21 protein-coding genes are annotated in these 18,901 nt (G+C 70.4%); 14 read left to right on the top strand and 7 right to left on the bottom strand.

Annotated elements, in window-relative coordinates:
- The first annotated feature begins 40 nt into the window (after positions 1 to 40).
- Together murC and MCHUDSM44219_RS26515 are read left to right on the top strand one after the other, a co-directional pair.
- Positions 41 to 1,504 carry a UDP-N-acetylmuramate--L-alanine ligase gene (gene murC / locus MCHUDSM44219_RS26510; RefSeq protein WP_048421295.1) on the top strand — a complete coding sequence of 488 codons (1,464 nt, stop codon included), beginning with the start codon at positions 41 to 43 and terminating at the stop codon, positions 1,502 to 1,504.
- Positions 1,501 to 2,433 (top strand): cell division protein FtsQ/DivIB, encoded by a 933-nt coding sequence (locus tag MCHUDSM44219_RS26515; protein ID WP_048421265.1) that lies wholly within the window; start codon positions 1,501 to 1,503, stop codon positions 2,431 to 2,433. Before murC ends, MCHUDSM44219_RS26515 begins: the two co-directional genes overlap by 4 nt.
- 3 nt (positions 2,434 to 2,436) lie before the next feature.
- Here the strand turns inward: MCHUDSM44219_RS26515 and MCHUDSM44219_RS26520 are convergent, their stop codons facing one another.
- Positions 2,437 to 2,925: a hypothetical protein gene (locus tag MCHUDSM44219_RS26520; protein WP_048421266.1), complete on the bottom strand. Its 489-nt coding sequence runs from the start codon at positions 2,923 to 2,925 to the stop codon at positions 2,437 to 2,439.
- A 280-nt stretch (positions 2,926 to 3,205) separates the two neighbouring features.
- On the opposite strand from MCHUDSM44219_RS26520, the gene ftsZ reads away from it, so the two are divergent.
- The 7 genes from ftsZ to MCHUDSM44219_RS26555 all read left to right on the top strand — a co-directional run bounded on the left by ftsZ (position 3,206) and on the right by MCHUDSM44219_RS26555 (position 8,354).
- Complete coding sequence (ftsZ, locus tag MCHUDSM44219_RS26525) at positions 3,206 to 4,369, top strand: cell division protein FtsZ (RefSeq protein WP_048421267.1); 1,164 nt, start codon at positions 3,206 to 3,208, stop codon at positions 4,367 to 4,369.
- An 18-nt stretch (positions 4,370 to 4,387) separates the two neighbouring features.
- Positions 4,388 to 5,101 carry a peptidoglycan editing factor PgeF gene (pgeF, locus tag MCHUDSM44219_RS26530; protein ID WP_082162414.1) on the top strand — a complete coding sequence of 238 codons (714 nt, stop codon included), beginning with the start codon at positions 4,388 to 4,390 and terminating at the stop codon, positions 5,099 to 5,101.
- A complete protein-coding gene (locus MCHUDSM44219_RS26535) occupies positions 5,098 to 5,937 on the top strand; it encodes a YggS family pyridoxal phosphate-dependent enzyme (protein ID WP_048421269.1) in 840 nt (279 codons plus the stop codon). The genes pgeF and MCHUDSM44219_RS26535 overlap by 4 nt, the downstream gene beginning before the upstream one ends.
- Positions 5,934 to 6,590 carry a cell division protein SepF gene (locus tag MCHUDSM44219_RS26540; protein ID WP_048421270.1) on the top strand — a complete coding sequence of 219 codons (657 nt, stop codon included), beginning with the start codon at positions 5,934 to 5,936 and terminating at the stop codon, positions 6,588 to 6,590. Before MCHUDSM44219_RS26535 ends, MCHUDSM44219_RS26540 begins: the two co-directional genes overlap by 4 nt.
- 115 nt (positions 6,591 to 6,705) lie before the next feature.
- Positions 6,706 to 6,996 (top strand): YggT family protein, encoded by a 291-nt coding sequence (locus MCHUDSM44219_RS26545; RefSeq protein ID WP_048421271.1) that lies wholly within the window; start codon positions 6,706 to 6,708, stop codon positions 6,994 to 6,996.
- 215 nt (positions 6,997 to 7,211) lie between these two features.
- A complete protein-coding gene (gene wag31, locus MCHUDSM44219_RS26550) occupies positions 7,212 to 8,036 on the top strand; it encodes a DivIVA-like cell division protein Wag31 (protein WP_048421272.1) in 825 nt (274 codons plus the stop codon).
- A 12-nt stretch (positions 8,037 to 8,048) separates the two neighbouring features.
- A complete protein-coding gene (locus MCHUDSM44219_RS26555) occupies positions 8,049 to 8,354 on the top strand; it encodes a DUF3784 domain-containing protein (protein WP_048421273.1) in 306 nt (101 codons plus the stop codon).
- Positions 8,355 to 8,367: 13 nt separating this feature from the next.
- Here MCHUDSM44219_RS26555 and MCHUDSM44219_RS26560 read toward each other — a convergent pair whose 3' ends face one another.
- Complete coding sequence (locus tag MCHUDSM44219_RS26560) at positions 8,368 to 9,036, bottom strand: phosphoribosyltransferase (protein WP_048421274.1); 669 nt, start codon at positions 9,034 to 9,036, stop codon at positions 8,368 to 8,370.
- Between the two features lie 136 nt (positions 9,037 to 9,172).
- Here MCHUDSM44219_RS26560 and MCHUDSM44219_RS26565 point away from each other — a divergent pair, with 136 nt between their 5' ends.
- The gene (locus tag MCHUDSM44219_RS26565) at positions 9,173 to 10,522 is read left to right on the top strand and encodes a TIGR01777 family oxidoreductase (protein WP_048421275.1); all 1,350 of its coding nucleotides are present in this window, start codon (positions 9,173 to 9,175) and stop codon (positions 10,520 to 10,522) included.
- On the opposite strand, the gene MCHUDSM44219_RS26570 is transcribed toward MCHUDSM44219_RS26565, so the two are convergent.
- The 5 genes from MCHUDSM44219_RS26570 to MCHUDSM44219_RS26590 all read right to left on the bottom strand — a co-directional run bounded on the left by MCHUDSM44219_RS26570 (position 10,504) and on the right by MCHUDSM44219_RS26590 (position 15,315).
- Positions 10,504 to 11,235: a type 1 glutamine amidotransferase gene (locus MCHUDSM44219_RS26570; protein WP_048421276.1), complete on the bottom strand. Its 732-nt coding sequence runs from the start codon at positions 11,233 to 11,235 to the stop codon at positions 10,504 to 10,506. The genes MCHUDSM44219_RS26565 and MCHUDSM44219_RS26570 overlap by 19 nt on opposite strands.
- 44 nt (positions 11,236 to 11,279) lie before the next feature.
- On the bottom strand, positions 11,280 to 12,491 hold the full coding sequence (locus MCHUDSM44219_RS26575; RefSeq protein ID WP_048421296.1) for a cytochrome P450: 1,212 nt from the start codon (positions 12,489 to 12,491) through the stop codon (positions 11,280 to 11,282).
- A 118-nt stretch (positions 12,492 to 12,609) separates the two neighbouring features.
- A complete protein-coding gene (locus tag MCHUDSM44219_RS26580) occupies positions 12,610 to 13,026 on the bottom strand; it encodes a CBS domain-containing protein (protein ID WP_048421277.1) in 417 nt (138 codons plus the stop codon).
- 71 nt (positions 13,027 to 13,097) lie between these two features.
- A complete protein-coding gene (locus MCHUDSM44219_RS26585) occupies positions 13,098 to 13,763 on the bottom strand; it encodes a response regulator (protein ID WP_048421278.1) in 666 nt (221 codons plus the stop codon).
- Positions 13,756 to 15,315, bottom strand: a complete 1,560-nt coding sequence (locus MCHUDSM44219_RS26590; protein WP_236695592.1) for a sensor histidine kinase — start codon at positions 15,313 to 15,315, stop codon at positions 13,756 to 13,758. The genes MCHUDSM44219_RS26585 and MCHUDSM44219_RS26590 overlap by 8 nt, the downstream gene beginning before the upstream one ends.
- Positions 15,316 to 15,464: 149 nt before the next feature.
- On the opposite strand from MCHUDSM44219_RS26590, the gene MCHUDSM44219_RS26595 reads away from it, so the two are divergent.
- The 4 genes from MCHUDSM44219_RS26595 to MCHUDSM44219_RS26610 are packed head-to-tail and all read left to right on the top strand — an operon-like array spanning position 15,465 to position 18,900.
- A complete protein-coding gene (locus tag MCHUDSM44219_RS26595) occupies positions 15,465 to 16,448 on the top strand; it encodes a Bug family tripartite tricarboxylate transporter substrate binding protein (protein ID WP_048421279.1) in 984 nt (327 codons plus the stop codon).
- Positions 16,445 to 16,969: a tripartite tricarboxylate transporter TctB family protein gene (locus MCHUDSM44219_RS26600; RefSeq protein ID WP_048421280.1), complete on the top strand. Its 525-nt coding sequence runs from the start codon at positions 16,445 to 16,447 to the stop codon at positions 16,967 to 16,969. The genes MCHUDSM44219_RS26595 and MCHUDSM44219_RS26600 overlap by 4 nt, the downstream gene beginning before the upstream one ends.
- Positions 16,970 to 18,511, top strand: a complete 1,542-nt coding sequence (locus MCHUDSM44219_RS26605) for a tripartite tricarboxylate transporter permease (protein WP_048421281.1) — start codon at positions 16,970 to 16,972, stop codon at positions 18,509 to 18,511.
- Positions 18,508 to 18,900, top strand: a complete 393-nt coding sequence (locus MCHUDSM44219_RS26610) for a universal stress protein (RefSeq protein WP_048421282.1) — start codon at positions 18,508 to 18,510, stop codon at positions 18,898 to 18,900. The genes MCHUDSM44219_RS26605 and MCHUDSM44219_RS26610 overlap by 4 nt, the downstream gene beginning before the upstream one ends.
- The last annotated feature ends 1 nt before the right edge of the window (position 18,901 follow it).

Consider the following 18,901-nt stretch of genomic DNA (forward strand, 5'->3'; position numbering starts at 1 on the left):
TCGACGTGGCGGCGGCGGCGCGCAGCGGGCGGACCCGCCGGTGAGTGGGCAGACGCTGCCCGCGGAGCTGCAGCGGGTGCACATGGTGGGCATCGGCGGCGCCGGCATGTCGGGCATCGCGCGCATCCTGCTCGACCGCGGCGGCCAGGTGTCCGGGTCGGACGCCAAGGAGTCGCGCGCGGTGCTCGCGTTGCAGGCCCGCGGCGCGCAGGTCCGGATCGGGCACGACGCGTCCGCGCTGGACATCCTGCCCGGCGGCCCCACGGCGGTGGTCACCACGCACGCCGCGATCCCGAAGACCAACCCCGAACTCGTCGAGGCCCGCAGGCGCGGCATCCCGGTGATCCTGCGGCCCGCCGTGCTCGCCCAGCTGATGGCCGGGCAGACCACGTTGATGGTCACCGGGACGGCGGGGAAGACGACGACGACGTCGATGCTCATCGTGGCGCTGCAGCACAGCGGTTTCGATCCGTCGTTCGCGGTCGGCGGTGATCTCGGCGAGCCCGGCACCAACGCCCATCACGGCAGCGGCGCCTACTTCGTCGCCGAGGCCGACGAGAGCGACGGATCGCTGGTGCAGTACCGGCCCGACGTCGCGGTCGTGACCAACATCGAGGCCGACCACCTCGACTTCTTCGGCACCGAGCAGGCCTACGTCGCCGTGTTCGACGCCTTCATGGAGCGTCTGGCGCCCGGCGGGTCGGTCGTGGTGTGCGTCGACGATCCGGGGGCGGCCGCGTTCGCCGATCGCACTGCGGCACTAGGGATCCGGGTGCTCCGCTACGGCAGTGGGAATGGCAGCGGGGATCAGCCCGGGCTGGCCGCCGCGCTGCTGGACTGGCAGCAGAAGGGCACCACGGCCGTGGCGACGGTGCAGTTGGCGGGGGAGGCCTCGCCGCGCACCATGCGGCTGGCGGTGCCCGGCCGCCACATGGCACTCAACGCGCTGGCCGCGCTGCTGGCGGCGATGCAGGTCGGCGCCTCACCCGACGACGTGCTCGACGCACTGGCCGACTTCGAGGGAGTGCGGCGCCGGTTCGAGTTGGTGGGCACCGCGGCGGGGGTGCGGGTCTTCGACGACTACGCCCACCATCCGACCAAGGTCACCGCGGCGTTGACCACCGTGACGGCGCTCGCCCGGGAATCGGGCGGCCGTGCGATCGTCGTGTTCCAGCCCCACTTGTATTCGCGCACACAGGCTTTCGCAGCGGAGTTCGGCACGGCGCTCAGCCTCGCCGACGAGGTCTTCGTGCTCGACGTGTACGCCGCGCGCGAGCAGCCGCTGGCCGGGGTCAGCGGCGCCACCATCGCCGAGGCGGTGACGGCGCCGGTGAGCTACGTTCCGGATTTCTCGGCGGTCGCGGAGACCGTGGCGGCCGCGGCTCGGCCGGGCGACGTGGTGGTGACCATGGGTGCCGGTGATGTGACGTTGCTGGGCAAGGAGATCCTGACCGAGCTGCGGCGCAACGCCGATCGGCGGTCCGGGGGAGCGCAGGCGCCATGACGGGGCCCACCGACGGCGAATCCGCCGCGCCCACCGAGGACGACGCCGCCGCGGCGCAGACCGGGTTTGCAGACGCCGAGCCCGCACCGGACGCCGCCGAGGACGCCGCCGACGTCGAGGGCCCGCGCCGGCGCGCCCGCCGCGAACGCGAGGAGCGCCGGGCGGCACAGGCGCGGGCCGTCGCGATCGAGGAGGCGCGCCGCGAAGCCAAGCGGAAGACCCTCGGCCGTCCGCTGCCGGAGACCGCGTCCTTGGGCCGTGGTGCGGTCCGCGGGCTCAAGGCGCTGTTGTGGACCGCGGTGATCGCGGTGCTGGTGGTCGGCATCGGGCTGCTGCTGTACTTCACGCCGATCATGTCGGCCCGCACCATCGTCGTCACGGGGCTGGGCGCAGTCACCCAGGACGAGGTGGTGTCGGTGGCCGCGGTGCCCCCGGGCACCCCGCTGCTGCAGGTCAACACCGACGCGGTGGCCGAGAAGGTCGCCGGCATCCGGCGCGTGGCCAGTGCCCGGGTGCAGCGCGAGTACCCCTCGACGCTGCGGATCACCGTCGTCGAACGGGTGCCCGTCGTGGTCCGCGACTATCCGGACGGCGTGCACGTCTTCGACAAGGACGGTGTGGATTTCGCGACAGGTCCTCCGCCGCCGGGCATCCCGTATCTGGACACCGAGAACCCGGGGCCGGACGATCCGGCCACCAAGGCCGCGCTGGAGGTCATGACGTCGCTGCGTCCGGAGGTGGCCGGTCAGGTGGGCCGGGTGTCGGCGCCGTCGGTCGCCGCGATCACGCTGACGCTGATCGACGGGCGCACCGTGGTGTGGGGCACCACCGACCGCACCGAGGAGAAGGCGCTCAAGCTCGGTGCGCTGCTGACCCAGCCCGGCAAGGTCTACGACGTGTCGAGTCCGGATCTGCCGACGGTCAAGTAGCCCTCAGACCGCGGTGCACCAGCGTCCGTCCTGGCGCCGCAGCGTGGCCCGGGTGATCTGGGTCTGAGGCGGATTGGACCCGCTCTCGGTGGTCACGGTGATGTCGGCGGTGGCCGTGTCCCCGGTGACGACGACGTGGTCGATGCCGTCGAGTCGCACCACCGTCGAGCCGGCCAGCGCCTGTCGCAGGTCGGCGATGGGCCCGGAGATCTGATCGGCCAGGTTCGTCGCGGAGGCGTCGTTGCGCAGCGTCGCGCCGATGTCGGTGCCGAAGGTGGGCAACCACGCGGGCGCTGCAGGCGTACACGACAGTTGCGCCGCCGTGGCGAGGTCGAGCTCGGCGCTTGCCTGGGCCTGCCGGGTGAGCACGTCGCGGATCTGATCCTCGTCGCTGGGCACCGGGTCGGGCGTGGGGGGCTGGGCGTGCGCCACGGGTGCGGCGAGCAGGAGCGATCCGGCGGTGACGAGTGCGCCGACGATACGGTTGGCCATGGTTCCCCCGGAGGTGGTGCCGACCCCGATGACGCTAGGCCGCATCGGTGGCCGGTGGCGCCGATTCGCCGCAGAAAAGGTCCTGCAGAACCCCGGGAAACTCGGTCAACATTTGTCGTGTCGTTTCGGCGCGCCTGCCGGGCATCGGCGTGCGGTCACCCTACCGTTCTGGTTGCGCGGAACAACTTGACATAACTCTAAGCCTCTAGTTGAGATTGAGGGTTTGGGCCAGTGGTTATCCGTGACACGACAGGCAACTCAGGGCAGGAAGGGCGATGCGATGACCCCCCCGCATAACTACCTCGCAGTGATCAAGGTGGTCGGCATCGGCGGCGGCGGCGTCAACGCCGTCAACCGGATGATCGAGCAGGGTCTCAAGGGCGTCGAGTTCATTGCGATCAACACCGACGCACAGGCGCTGTTGATGAGCGATGCCGACGTCAAACTGGACGTCGGGCGCGACTCGACACGCGGACTCGGTGCGGGCGCGGACCCCGAGGTCGGCCGCAAGGCCGCCGAAGACGCCAAGGACGACATCGAGGAGCTGCTGCGCGGCGCCGACATGGTGTTCGTCACCGCGGGCGAGGGCGGCGGCACCGGCACCGGCGGCGCGCCGGTGGTCGCCTCGATCGCCCGCAAGTTGGGCGCGCTGACCGTGGGCGTGGTGACGCGGCCGTTCTCCTTCGAGGGCAAGCGGCGCAGCAACCAGGCCGAGAACGGCATCCAGGCGCTGCGCGAGAGCTGCGACACGCTCATCGTCATCCCCAACGACCGGCTGCTGCAGATGGGCGACGCGGCGGTATCGCTGATGGACGCGTTCCGCAGCGCCGACGAGGTGCTGCTCAACGGTGTGCAGGGCATCACCGACCTGATCACCACCCCCGGCCTGATCAACGTCGACTTCGCCGACGTCAAGGGCGTGATGAGCTCCGCGGGCACCGCGCTGATGGGCATCGGCTCGGCCCGCGGCGACGGCCGCGCGCTCAAGGCCGCCGAGATCGCCATCAACTCGCCGCTGCTGGAGGCGTCGATGGAGGGCGCCCAGGGCGTGCTGCTGTCGGTCGCCGGCGGCAGCGATCTGGGTCTGTTCGAGATCAACGAGGCCGCCTCGCTGGTCCAGGACGCCGCGCATCCCGACGCGAACATCATCTTCGGCACCGTCATCGACGACTCGCTGGGCGACGAGGTCCGGGTCACCGTGATCGCGGCCGGCTTCGACGCCGCCGGTCCCGGACGCAAGCCGGTCACCGGGGAGACCGCGGCCGCGGCTGCGGCGCAGCCGATCGCGCCGGGCAAGGCGGGCCGGGTGGGCTCGCTGTTCGAGTCCGCCGACCCGGCGAGCGTGCCGGCCGCGCACACCAACGGCGCGACCGTGCGCATCGGGGGCGGTGACGACGGCATCTCCGATGACGACGTCGACGTGCCGCCCTTCATGCGCCACTGACACGACGTACGGTCGCACCTGATGTTCCGTGTGCGCCGCGTGACCACCACCCGGGCGGGTGGGGTGTCCAGACCGCCGTTCGCGACGTTCAACCTCGGTGACCACGTCGGCGACGACCCGGCTGCCGTAGCAGCCAACCGGCGCCGTCTGACCACCGCCACCGGGCTGGGCGCCGGCGGAATCGTCTGGATGAACCAGACCCACAGCACCCGCGTCGAACTCGTCGACCACGGCGGTCAGACCGTCGACGCCACCGACGGGGTGGTGACCACCACGCCGTCGCTCGGGCTGGCCGTGGTGACGGCCGACTGCGTGCCGGTGCTGATGGCCGATGCCCGCCACGGAGTCATCGCGGCCGTGCATGCGGGCCGGGTGGGCGCCGCGGGCGGCATCGTCGCCCGCGCGGTGCAGGTCATGGTCGACGCCGGCGCGCGGGCCGAGGACATCTCGGTGCTGCTGGGTCCGGCGGTCAGCGGGCGCAACTACGAGGTGCCCGCCGAGATGGCCGACGAGGTCGAGCGCGCGCTCCCGGGCAGCCGGACCACGACGGCCCGGGGTACGCCCGGGCTGGACTTGCGCGCGGGGATCGCCGCGCAGCTGCGCACCCTCGGTATCACCGCGATCGACGTCGATCCGCGCTGCACGGTCGACGACCCGGCGTTGTTCAGCCACCGCCGGGACGCGCCGACCGGCCGGCTCGCGTCGGTGATCTGGCTGGAGCCGGCATCGTGACGGCCCCCCGTGAGGACGAGCTGCGCGACGCGCTCGAGCGGATCCGCGCCCGCCTGGCCCGGGCGGCCGAGGCGGCGGGCCGTGACGTCGAGACGATCGAGCTGCTGCCGGTCACCAAGTTCTTTCCCGCCTCCGATGTCGCCGCCCTCTACCGGCTGGGCTGCCGGTCGTTCGGCGAATCCCGGGACCAGGAGGCGACGCGCAAGATCGAGGAGCTGCGCGACATCACCGACTGCCCGGGCATCCGCTGGCACATGATCGGGCGCATCCAGCGCAACAAGGCGCGCTCGATCGGCGAATGGGCCCATACCGCACACTCCGTCGACAACGCCAAGGTCGTCGGCGCGCTGGACCGGTCGGCCTCCGACGCGCTGGAGCGCGGCGCGCGCCCCGAGCCGCTCCGGGTGTTCCTGCAGGTGAGCCTCGACGGCGACGAGAGCCGCGGCGGTGTCGACGTGGCCGCGACGGGGCGCGTCGACGACCTGTGCGCCGCGATCGACGACGCGGCCGGACTGAGCTTCGTCGGCCTGATGGCCATCCCGCCGCTGGGCGCCGACCCGGACGCCGCGTTCGCCCGGTTGGCCGAGGAGCACCACCGGGTGCAGGAGCGGTATCCGCAGCGGCTGGACCTGTCGGCAGGCATGTCGGGCGACCTCGAAGCTGCGGTGCGACACGGATCCACATGTGTGCGTGTCGGTACCGCGCTCTTGGGCGCACGACCGCTAACGTCACCTCCAGAAGTCACACGAGTCACACCTTCATCACAGACAACAGAGTCTTCCGACTCGCCGGAAACCGGTCACAGGTCATCACCGCACGAGGGGTCCTCACGATGAGCACACTGCACAAGGTCAAGGCCTACTTCGGTATGGCCCCGATGGACGATTACGAGGACGACTACTACGAGGACGACGAGCGCGGTTCGGCCCGCGGTTACCGTCGGCCCCGCGAGGACCGGTTCGAGGAGGACGGGTACACCCGCGGTTACGACGACCTGCCCGAGGCCCGCCGCCGCGACTACGACGAGCCGGCCGCCTACCGGGGCGGTATGGCTGGCGGCTTCGACGACGGACGGTTCGAGGCCCGGATGCGCTCGCCGCGTGAATTCGACCGCACTCCACCGCGTTTCGGTGCGATGCGGGGCTCAACGCGGGGAGCGCTGGCGATGGATCCGCGCGGTATGGCCGAGCTGTTCGAAGCCGGCAGCCCGCTGGCCAAGATCACCACGCTGCGGCCCAAGGACTACAGCGAGGCCCGCACCATCGGTGAGCGGTTCCGCGACGGCACGCCCGTCATCATGGATCTGGTCTCGATGGACAACGCCGATGCCAAGCGGCTCGTCGACTTCGCGGCCGGGCTGGCGTTCGCGTTGCGCGGCTCGTTCGACAAGGTCGCGACGAAGGTCTTCCTGCTCTCGCCCGCCGATGTCGACGTCACCGCCGAGCAGCGGCGCCGGATCGCCGAGGCCGGTTTCTACGCCTACCAGTAGCAGCGCCGGGTAGCGCCAGCGGAGTCGCAGGTCCCCCGGCACGGGTAGGCTGGCGGCGCCGACCGACATCGCGGCCGGCATTCCCGTCACATCGCCTGAGTGAGGTCACCTTCCGTTGGGGCTGTTCTTCGAAATCCTCGGTTTCGCGCTGTTCGTGTTCTGGCTCCTGCTGATCGCCCGGGTCGTGGTCGAGTTCATCCGGTCGTTCAGCCGGGAGTGGCATCCGCGGGGCGCGACCGTGGTGGTGCTCGAGGTCATCATGACGTTGACGGACCCGCCCGTGAAACTGTTGCGGCGCATCATCCCGCAACTGACGATCGGTGCCGTGCGGTTCGATCTGTCGATCATGGTGCTGCTGCTCGTGGCCTTCATCGGCATGCAGCTGGCCTTCGGTGCCGCGGCCTGAGACAGGGCTGCGAACTGCGCTTTCCCGGGTCTGACCGGCGCGGAAGGGTTGGCGGTCGGTGGTGCCGTCCGGCGGGCGAATGTTGAGTTTCGATCTTATTTATCGCCCTCGACTGCAACCGCAGGGTCTGGTGTGACAGGATGGACGCCAGTTACCTTCAAGCCAGGCTTTACACTGTGAGATCGTTCGCCGATCCAGACTCAAGGGGGCAGACAATGCCGCTCACTCCCGCCGACGTGCACAACGTTGCGTTCAGCAAGCCACCCATCGGCAAACGCGGCTACAACGAGGACGAGGTCGACGCCTTCCTCGACCTCGTCGAGAACGAGCTGACCCGTCTGATCGAGGAGAACACCGATCTCCGCCAGCGTGTCGCGGAGCTGGATTCCGAACTCGCCTCGGCGCGCTCCGGTGGCGGTGCCGCCCAGCCGACGCAGACCCTGCCCGCTTACGAGCCCGAGCCCGAGCCGACCCCGGCTCCGACGCCGGCTCCGCAGCCCGTGTACGAGGCGCCCGCCGCGCAGCAGGCCGCGCCCGCCCCCGAGGACCAGCACCTGCGCGCCGCCAAGGTGCTCAGCCTGGCCCAGGACACCGCCGACCGCTTGACCAACGGCGCCAAGGCCGAGTCCGAGAAGATGCTCGCCGACGCGCGGGCCCAGGCCGACGCCATGGTCAGCGAAGCCCGGCAGACCGCCGAGACCACGGTCACCGAAGCCCGTCAGCGGGCCGACGCCATGCTCGCCGACGCGCAGAGCCGATCGGAGGCGCAGCTGCGACAGGCCCAGGAGAAGGCCGACGCCCTGCAGGCCGACGCCGAGCGCAAGCACTCCGAGATCATGGGCACGATCAACCAGCAGCGGACCGTTCTCGAAGGCCGGCTCGAGCAGCTGCGCACGTTCGAGCGCGAGTACCGCACCCGCCTGAAGACCTACCTGGAGTCTCAGCTGGAAGAACTGGGTCAGCGCGGTTCCGCCGCGCCCGTCGACTCCGGCGCCAACAACGACGGCGGGTTCAACCAGTTCAACCGGGGCAACAACTAGTCTCGTGATCCCATGCTGATCGTCGCGCTCGTCCTCGCCGTCATCGGCCTCGCCGCGTTGGTGATGGCCGTGGTCACGAGCAATGAGTTGATCGCCTGGGTGTGCATCGCCGCGAGCGTGATCGGGGTCGTGCTGCTGATCGTCGACGCGCTGCGCGACCGGTCCAAGAGCGACGCCGGCGAGGCCGCCGAGGAGGACGCCGTCCCCGACGCGACCGACGACGTCGAGGACTACCCGGACGAAGCCCCGGTGGCCGCCGACTACGACGAGGCCCCGGTGGCTGCCGAGCGCGCCGACGAGGATCCGCCCCGGAGCTGAAAAGCTCTGTGCCTCAGTCCGATTCGTCGCTGACGGTCGGACTGTCGAGAATGTCGCGCACCTCGTCGTCATCGACCTGGTGGAAGTCCTCGTAGACCTGCCCGACCGCGTGGAAGTCGGTGGGTGTGGTCGCACACACCACGTCGTCGGCCTCGGCGTTCAACGTCCGGCACACCGTGGCCGGACCGACCGGCACCGCGACGACGACACGCGCGGCGCCCGCCTGACGCACCGAACGCACCGCGGCGACCATGCTGGCGCCGGTCGCGATGCCGTCGTCGACGAGGACCACGGTGCGTCCGGTGAGCCCCAGTGGAACCCGACCGGGTCGGTAGGCCCGTTCGCGGCGGTGCAACTCGACCGTCTCGCGCTCCAGCACCTCGCGCACCTGATCGTCGTTCAGATCCAGGCCACGCAGCAGATCATCGTTCAGAACCACGCCGCCGCCGGTGGCGACCGCCCCCATCGCCAGTTCGGGCCATTGCGGCACGCCGAGCTTACGGACCAGACACACATCCAGCGGCGCGTGCAGGAACGCCGCCACCTCGCGCGCGACCGGCAGCCCGCCGCGGGCCAGCCCGAGCACCAGCACATCGGCGCGGTCGCGGTAGCTCGTCAGCTCACGCGCCAGGACACGGCCGGCGTCGCGGCGGTCGCGGAACGTTCGCGCGGTTCTGGTCATGGCGGTGGTGTCCCGATGATGTCCTGGGGGGTGTCCGCAGTATCGCTCTCCGGCACCGTCAGCCGCAGCCGAGTAGGCCAATCCGGGGGGTCCGCGGCGACGAATGACTGTTCGACCGACGAGAGCACGGAGGACCATGGGCATCGAATACGACAGTGTCATCGACCACCCGCTGCGTGAGGTGTGGGACTGGCACACCCGCCCGGGCGCCATGCGCCGTCTGGTCCCGCCGTTCCAGCCGATGACGGTGCTCGCCGAAGCCGAATCCCTCGCCGACGGCGTGGCGGTGCTCGGCCTGCCGGGCGGGCTGCGGTGGGTGGCGCGCCACGTACCCGCCGAATACGAGGAAGGTCACCGGTTCGTCGACGAGCTGTCCTCGCAGGGGCCGACGTCGTGGCCGCCGCGCATCGTCGGCGGCTGGCGGCACACCCACACGTTCACCGAGCATGGCACCGGCACCCTCATCAACGACCGCGTCGAGGCGGTGGTGCCCGGCGCGTTGCTGCGGCCGATGTTCGCCTACCGGCACCGCCAACTGATCGACGACCTCGCTGCGCACCGCCGCGCCGCCGAGGCCGGGGCCGGCCCGCTGGTCGTCGCGATGACCGGTGCCTCCGGGCTGGTCGGCTCCGCGCTGAGCGCGTTCCTCACCACCGGCGGCCACCGGGTGATCCGGCTGGTGCGCCACGATCCCACCCACGAGGACGAGCGGCGCTGGGATCCGCACGCCCCCGCCGCGGACCTGTTGGCCGGGGTCGACGCCGTCGTGCATCTGGCGGGCGAGTCCATCGCCGGTCGCTTCACCGACAGCCACCGAAAAGCCATCCGCGACAGCCGGATCGAGCCGACCAGGCTGCTGGCGGCCGCGGCGGCGAACACACCCGACGGGCCGAAGACCTTCGTCAGTGCCTCGGCGATCGGGTACTACGGGTTCGACCGGGGCGACGTGCAGCTCACCGAGGACGGTTCGCGCGGCGAGGGCTTCCTCGCCGACGTGGTCACCGACTGGGAAGCGGCCACCACGCCGGCATCGGATGCGGGCCTACGCGTCGTATTGGTGCGCACTGGGATCGTGCAGGCCGCCGCGGGAGGCACCCTGCGTTTGCTGCGGCCGCTGTTCGCCGCCGGACTGGGCGGCCGCGTCGGCGACGGACGGCAGTGGCTGTCCTGGATCGGGCTGGACGATCTGCTCGACATCTACCACCGGGCCCTCTACGACGACCGGCTCAGCGGACCGGTCAACGCCGTCGGCCCGGAACCGGTGCGCAACGCCGAGTACACCAAAGAGCTTGCGCGCGTGCTGCATCGGCCCGCGCTGCTGCCGGTGCCGTCACTGGGACCACGGGTGCTGCTCGGTGAACAGGGCGCGCGCGAACTCGCCGAAGCCAGCCAGCGTGTGGTGCCGGCCAAACTGCTGGCCGTCGGACACCCGTTCCGCCATGAGGACGTGGCCGACGCCCTGGCCCATCAGCTCGGCAAGGAATGACCGGCCACGTGGGTGAGGAATCCGGCGACCAGTGCTCGGATCCGGGTGCCGACATCGTTGGCGAGTTCCGTTGTCCGCGTGAGTAACTGGTCATGATCCAGGCCGGCGGCCGCGACATCGCCGTCGCGGTCGTCGGCCAGCCAGCGCTTGAGCAGATCGGTGTCGATCTCGGGATGGAACTGCAGCCCCATCGCGCGGCCGAGCACGAACGCCTGCGACGAGTTCGGTGTCCTGGCCAGTTCGGTGGCGCCCGGCGGGAGCGTCCAGCGGTCGAAATGCCACTGGAACCAAGGCCCGCCCGGCACGATGTCGGGCCGCTCGCTGACCACGTCGTACCAGCCGATCTCGGGCCGCGGTGAGCGGGTGACGCTGCCGCCGAACGTCTGGGCGAGCAACTGGCCGCCGAAGCACACGCCCAGCAGCGCGACCCCGGCGTCGGCGGCGTCGCGCAGCAGCGCCATCTCGCTGCCCACCCAGGTGTCGCGCAGCGCGGGGTCGTACACCGGCCACCGGGCGCCCAGCGGGACGATGACGTCGTAGCCGGCGGGGTCGGGAAACGCCACGTCGACGGCGGGGGAGTCCACCCGGGCCGGCGGTACCACCTCGAAGGCGTCGACCTCGAAGCCGTGATCGGTGAAGGCCTCACCGAGCAGTGCCTCGGTGGCCATGTGTTCGTTGCGCAGGAAGAGGACCGTGGGTGCCACGGCCGCCATTATCTCCTGCGATCAGCCGCGCGACCGAACGGGATCCGGGCGACTCAGTAGCCGGACTCGAAGGCGACCGGCAGGGTCGCGGGCCCGCTGATCCCGGTGATGCTCTTCCAGGCCGTCGGACCGTCGCGGCGCATCGACGGCATCCGCCGCGCCATCGTCGTCAGCGCCTCGGCCAGCTCGATGCGGGCGAGGTGGGCGCCGAGGCAGTAGTGCACACCGCCGCCGAAGGTCAGCATCGGAGCCGCTCCGGTACGGGTGATGTCGAAGCGGTCCGGATCGGGGTAGACGGCCGGATCGCGGTTGGCGGCCGCGGTATTGGCGATCAGCATCGTGCCGGCCGGCACCACGTGGCCCGCCAGCTCCACGTCCACCTGCGCGATGCGGAAGGTGGAGAAGATGACCGGCGAGAACCGCATGACCTCCTCGACGGCCTGCGGACCCAGCTCGGGGCGCTCGCCGAGCAACGCCCACTGATCGGGGTGGTCGCAGAACACCTCGACGGCGGCGGCCAGCTGGTTTCTCGTCGTGTCGGTGCCCGCCATGAGCAGCGTCGCGGCGAGAGTCAGCAGCTCGTCATGGCGCAGCCGGTCCCCGTCGTCCTCGGCCCGCATCATGTCCGACAGCAGATCGTCGGTCAGGTGGTCGCGCCGCTGCGCCACCATGACGTCGAGATAGGCCTCCAATGCGCGCCAGGCGCGCACGATGTCGGCTTCGTCCTCGGCGAGGTTCCAGTCGAAGAGTTTGAAGATGTCGTCGGCCCACGCGGACAGCCGATTCCAGTCGGCCCGCCGGGTGCCCAGCAGTTCACAGATGACGGGGACCGGGTACTTGCGGGCGATGTCGTTCACCACATCGCAGCGTCCGACGGCGCAGACCGTGTAGACGAGCTCGGCGACGATGTCGGCGCAGGTGTTGCGCAGGCGTCCGGCGGCCCGCGGGGTGAAGGCCTTCGACACCAGCTTGCGCTGCCGGTGGTGGTCGGGGCCGTCGAGGCTGAGCAGACCGCTGAGCACGATGTCCCACAGCTCGCCGGACGTGATGCCCTGCGCCTCGAGGGTGACGCCCTTGGGCATCGCGAACCGGTCGTCGCGCAGCACGGTGCGGACCAGTTCGTAGGTGAGCACCTCGGGCCCGTGCGGTCCCTGGGCGACAGGCCCCCGTCGCCGCGCCTCGCCGATGAGGCGGTGCGCCTCGGCAGGGCCCTCGGCCTGCTCGTAGGCGATCGTCGGGAGCTCGGTGTCAAGTGCGTTGGTCATGCTGCATTCCCCGCCGTCGGTGGTGGTTCGACGCACACCACCCTCGATCAGCGGACAGGGCCGCACATCAGTGGTGCGGTACTGCATTCGGCCGGGCGTCGCTACTGCGCGGTGAGGTTCAGTCGCCGGCGGCGCCGGCGGTGTAGACCCCGAGCAGGTCGCGGGCCGACACCACACCGAGCAGTGCGCCGTCGCGCTCCACCAGCACGTGCCGGATGTAGTGCTCCATCATCTGCTCGGCGACTTCGTCCACGGTGTCGTCGGCACTGGCCCAGACGAGCTTGGTGGTGGCCACCTCCGCGGCCGCGACGTCCGCAGGATCGCGTCCGGCCGCGACGACGCGGACGATGTCGCGCTCACTGAGCACGGCCGAGGGGACGTCGCCGTCGCCGTCGCCGAGAACGACCATCCCGACGTCATGGGCGACCAGAGCCCGCGCCGCGTCGGCGACGGTGGCCCCGGCGGGCACCCGCACGACCGGGCCGCCGGTGACCGTCGAGACGTCGAGGGAGCCGATGGACTTAATTTCTGTCATGCCCACACGATCGCGTCACCACCGGCGCCGCTTCTAGTGACTCTCGTCCCCGATCGGGCAGACAACGGTCCTCACCGCACCATCCGGTACCGGCGTTCGGGGCGGCCCACCCCGTACTGAAGCCGCAGTTCGACGGTCCCGGCGCTCAGATAGTGCTCGAGGTAACGCCGCGCGCTGACCCGCGAGATGCCCACCAGCTCGGCGCATTCCGCGGCGGAGACCTCGCCGGCCTCGCGCACCGCGGCGAGCACCAGCTCACCGGTCTCGCCGCCCAGCCCTTTGGGCAGCACCTTCGGCGTCGCGGCCGACGGACTGCCGAACAGCGAGTCGATCAGCGACTGGTCCACCCCGGCTGCCGATTCCAGCGCATCGGCCCGCGCCGCGAACGCGGCCAGCTTGCCCTGCAACTGCTCGAACTCGAACGGCTTGATCAGGTAGTCGGCCGCGCCGCCATCGAGTGCGCCGCTGACGGTGTCGAGTTCGCGGGCCGCGGTGATCATGATGACCCCGACGCCGTCACCCTCGGACCTCAAGCGCTGCAGCACCTCCAGGCCGGTCATGTCCGGCAGGTACACGTCGAGCAGGATCAGGTCGGGCCGCAGCTCCTGCGCCGCCCGCAGCGCGTCGGCGCCCGTGCGTGCCACCCCGACGGTGCGGAACCCGTCCACCCGGTCGACGAAGCGGCGGTGGATCTCGGCGACCATGAAGTCGTCGTCGACGACGAGCACCTCACGCATGGGTCCTGGCTCCCTGCAGCCGCACCGTGAATTGCGCTCCGCCACCCGGCATGTCGGCGACGTCCACGCTCCCACCGTGCTGCGCGGTCACCAGGCGCACCAGCGCCAGACCGATGCCCCGCCCGCCGGGCACATCGGGTTTCGACGTGACGCCGCGCGCGAAGATCGCCTCGCGCAGGTTCTCCGGCACTCCGGGCCCGGAGTCGCGCACCTCGATGCGCAGGCCGTCGCCGTCGTCGATCGCCACCTCGACGCGCCGGCGGGCAGATCCGACCGACACGTCCACCGCGTTGTCGATGAGATTGCCCAGCAGCGTGATGACGTCGGTGGCCAACGCCGGATCGAGCGGGGCGAGATGCGACTCGGGCGCCAACTGCAGCGCCACCCCGCTCTCGGCGGCCAGCGAGGTCTTGGCGATCAGGAGCGCTGCCACCGCGGGATCGGAAATCCGTTGTGTCACAGCGTCGCTGATTTCGGCGCGGCGGCGCGTCAACGTACCCACCAGATCACGCACCGCATCGTATTCACCCAGCTGGACCAGCCCGGAGATGGTGTGCAGCTGGTTGGCGAACTCGTGCGTCTGCGCGCGCAGCGTGTCGGTCACGCTCTTGTGCGACGACAACTGGCCCTGCAGCGCCGCCAATTCGGTGCTGTCACGCATCGTGGTCACCGTACCGATCCGCTCCCCGCCGCTGGTGGCCGCGCGCCGGCTCAGCGCCAGTACCCGCGTGGTCGTCGCGATCACGGTGTCCGCGGCGGGCTCGGCGGATCGGCCTGCAGGCAGCAGCAGCTCCACCACCGACGGGTCGATGCCCACCGTGTCCACCCGTCTGCCGACCGCGTCGGCGCCCACCCCGAGCAACTCCTGGGCGCTGTCGTTGAGCACGGTGATCTCACCGTCGTTGTTCACCGCGATGACGCCCTCACGAATGCTGTGCAGCAACGCTTCCCGATGATCGGCCAGGCTGGCGATCTCGGCCACCTCCAGTCCGCGGGTGTGCCGCTTGATCCGGCGCGACAGCAGATAGGACGCGACCAGTCCGAGGGCGGCGCCGAGCCCCAGATAGAACAGCAGCCGCTCGCCGGCTCCGGACAGCAGCGCCCACACCGACGGATACCCCTCGCTGACCGACGCGACGGCCAGCACGTCGCCGTCGGTGGACAGGATCGGCACCTGGCCGACCAGGCTGTGGGTGCCGTCGACCTCGGCGTCACCGAACCAGGCCCGGCCCTCGTCGGCCCGGCTCGGCCCCAGGTCGACGTGCGCGCCGAGGCGGGACGGGTCCGACGACACCCGCACCGTGCCGTCCGGGGCGAGGATCTCGGCCAGGCTCGCACCCGAGAGCGCCACCGCGCGGTCGACCTCCGGGGCCAGGGTGCGGCCGACGAACGGATCGGCAGGCACCTGTTCGATCCGGTCCCGCACGATCGGGGTGGACGCCGTGTTCTCCGCGACGGCGATCATCCGCGCACCGCGCGCCTCGCGAAACTCGCTGGTGGACTGTGCCACCGACACGGCGGCGACCGCGACGAGCACCACCGCGACGACCATCAGCTGGAACGCCAGGAACTGCGCGGCCAGGCTGCGGAGCAGCGGGATGTTCTTAATGACCAATACTTCCTTTGCGTACTTATGGGTGACCTGAGTCACTGCCGGGGTCCAGTATTGCTGAGCATCACAACTCTTGGATTGGGGACGACATGTTCGCATCGGGCCGGCGCCTCGTCGGCGTCGTGCTCGTCGTGGTCGCCGCGCTGCTGCTTTCGGCGTGCGGCGTCACCCGCGGCGAGGACACCGGATTGCACCGTCTGCGCATGATGGTGCCCAACAGCCCGGGCGGAGGCTACGACCTCACGGCGCGCACCGCGGTCAAGATCATGGAAGACGACAAGATCACCGGCCGCGTCGAGGTCTTCAACGTCATCGGTGCCGGCGGCACGGTCGCCATGGCTCGCCTGATGAACGAGAAGGGCAACGGCGACCTGATGATGATGATGGGCCTGGGCGTGGTGGGCGCGACGTTCACCAACGGCTCCAAGGCCCGCGCCTCCGACGCCACTGCGCTGGCCAAGATGGTCGAGGAACAGGAAGGCATCCTGGTGCCGGCCGACTCGCCGTTCAAGACGGTCGCGGACTTCGTCGCCGCCTGGAAGGCGAACCCGGCCAAGGTCACCCTCGGCGGCGGCTCGAGCCCGGGCGGACCCGACCACCTGTTCCCGATGGAAACCGCCAAGGCGGTCGGCGTCGATCCGACGAAGGTCAACTTCGTGTCCTACGACGGCGGCGGCGACCTGCTGACCGCGCTGCTGGGCAACAAGATCGCCGCGGGCACCTCCGGGCTCGGCGAATACGTCGACCAGATCGAGTCGGGTCAGGTGCGGGTGCTCGCCGTCTCGGGCGACAAGCGCGTCGAAGGGGTCGACGCCCCGACGCTGAAGGAGGCCGGCATCGACCTGACCTTCACCAACTGGCGCGGAGTGCTTGCGCCGCCGGGTATTTCGGAGGAGGACCGGGCCGCGATGGTCAAGGTGCTCGAGGAACTGCACGCCACCGATGCGTGGAAGGAGGCGCTGGTGAAGAACGGCTGGAGCGACGCCTTCATGACCGGTCAACCGTTCGAGGAGTTCCTCGAAGAACAGGACAAGCGCGTGGAGACGACGCTGACGGATCTGGGGCTGGTATGAGCGACACACAGGAGACCCGGGAGCCGAACGCCGCGGTCCGTCCGGACTACGCGCAGTACGTCGTCTGCGCGGTGATGGTCATCGTCGGCGCGTTCCTGATCTACGACGGCGTATCGATGCCCGGTGGCTACGCCGAGGTGGATCCGGTGGGCCCGCGACTGTTTCCGATCGCCATCGGCGTCGGGCTGCTGGTGATGGCCGTCGTGCTGGCGATCGCGATCCCGCGCGGACTGCGCGGTGAGGCCGACGCGGGGGAGGACATCGACCCGGACATGCCCAGCGACTGGCGCACCGTCGGCCTGCTCGTCGGGTTGTTCGTGCTGCTGATCGTGCTCGTCCAGCCGCTCGGCTGGGCGATCGCCGGCGCCCTGTTCTTCGCCGGCTGCGCCACGGTACTGGGCAGCCGGCACTACGTCCGCAACATCGCTATCGGCGCGGTACTCGCGCTCGGCTCGTTCTACGCGTTCTACTCCGGGCTCGGGATCCCGCTGCCCGCAGGCATTCTGGATGGGATTCTGTAAATGGAGAACTTCGACTGGTTGATGCAGGGGTTCGCCGAGGCCGCCACCCCGATGAACCTGCTGTACGCCGTGATCGGTGTGCTGCTGGGCACCGCGGTCGGCGTCCTGCCGGGCATCGGGCCCGCGATGACGGTGGCGCTGTTGCTGCCGATCACCTACAACGTCAGCCCGAGTGCGGCGTTCATCATGTTCGCCGGCATCTTCTACGGCGGCATGTACGGCGGTTCCACCACGTCCATCCTGCTGAACACACCGGGTGAATCCTCGTCGGTGATCACCGCGATCGAGGGCAACAAGATGGCCAAGGCCGGCCGCGCCGCCCAGGCGCTCGCCACCGCGGCCATCGGATCGTTCGTCGCCGGGGCGATCGGCACCGCGCTGCTCGCGGCCTTCGCGCCGGCGATCTCGCGGTTCGCGGTGACGCTCGGCGCTCCGTCGTACCTCGCGATCATGTTGTTCGCGCTCGTCGCGGTCACCGCGGTGCTCGGCTCGTCGAAGATGCGCGGCCTGATCTCACTGCTGCTGGGCCTGGCGATCGGCATCGTCGGTATCGACTCGTTGACCGGGCAGCCGCGCGCCACGTTCGGCATCCCGCTGCTCAGCGACGGCATCGACATCGTCGTGATCGCGGTCGCGGTGTTCGCCGTCGGCGAGGCGCTGTGGGTGGCCGCCCACCTGCGCCGCCGCCCGGCGGACGTGATCCCCGTGGGCCGGCCGTGGATGAGCAAGCAGGACTTCCGGCGGTCGTGGAAGCCGTGGCTGCGCGGCACCGCGTTCGGATTCCCGTTCGGCGCGCTGCCCGCCGGCGGCGCCGAGCTGCCGACGTTCCTCAGCTACATCACCGAGAAGAAGCTGTCCAAGCATCCCGAGGAGTTCGGCAAGGGCGCCATCGAAGGTGTCGCCGGCCCCGAGGCCGCCAACAACGCCTCTGCGGCAGGCACATTGGTGCCCATGCTGTCGCTGGGCCTGCCGACCAACGCCACCGCCGCGGTGATCCTGACGGCGTTCGTGTCCTACGGCATCCAGCCCGGGCCCACGCTGTTCGAGAAGGAACCGCTGCTGATCTGGACGCTGATCGCGAGCCTGTTCATTGGCAACTTCCTGCTGCTGGTGCTGAACCTGCCGCTGGCGCCGCTGTGGGCGAAGCTGCTGCGCACGCCGCGGCCCTACCTGTACGCCGGCATCCTGTTCTTCGCCGCCCTCGGGGCGTTCGCGGTGAACCTGCAACCGCTGGACCTGATGCTGCTCCTGGTGTTCGGCCTGATGGGTCTGATGATGCGGCGCTTCGGATTACCGGTGCTGCCGTTGATCATCGGGGTGATCCTCGGGCCGCGCATCGAACGACAGCTCCGGCAGAGCCTGCAGCTGGGCGGCGGCGAGTGGAGCAGCCTGTTCACCGAGCCCGTCGCGATCGTCACCTACGTGCTGATGGCGCTACTGCTGCTGGCACCGCTGGTGCTGCGGCTGATGCACCGTAGCGAGGAGACGCTGCTGGTGGTCGAGGACGACAAGGACCAGAGAGAGAAGGCGGGCCAGCTGTGATCGTCATCGGATACACCGCCGACCGGTTCGGGAACGCCGCGCTCGAGCACGGCATCGCCGAGGCCAAGCTGCGCGGCACCGACCTGTTCGTCATCAACGCGACATCGGGCGAGTCGTACGTCGACTCCCGATTCGCCGGGCAGGACGAGGTGCACGACGTCGAGGCCCGCCTCGCCGAGTGCGGGGTCGCCTACGAGCTGGCCCAGCCGGTGGGGGTCGACGCCGTCGACGAACTGCTGACCGCGATGAACCGTGACGACGCGCAGCTGCTGGTGGTCGGCATCCGGCACCGCAGCCCGGTCGGCAAGCTGCTGCTCGGCAGCGTCGCGCAGAAGCTGATCCTCGAGTGCCCGAAGCCGGTGCTGGCCGTCAAGCCGCCGGAGCAGTGAC

It is taken from the genome of Mycolicibacterium chubuense (assembly GCF_001044255.1).
Taxonomy (GTDB): Bacteria; Actinomycetota; Actinomycetes; order Mycobacteriales; family Mycobacteriaceae; genus Mycobacterium; species Mycobacterium chubuense.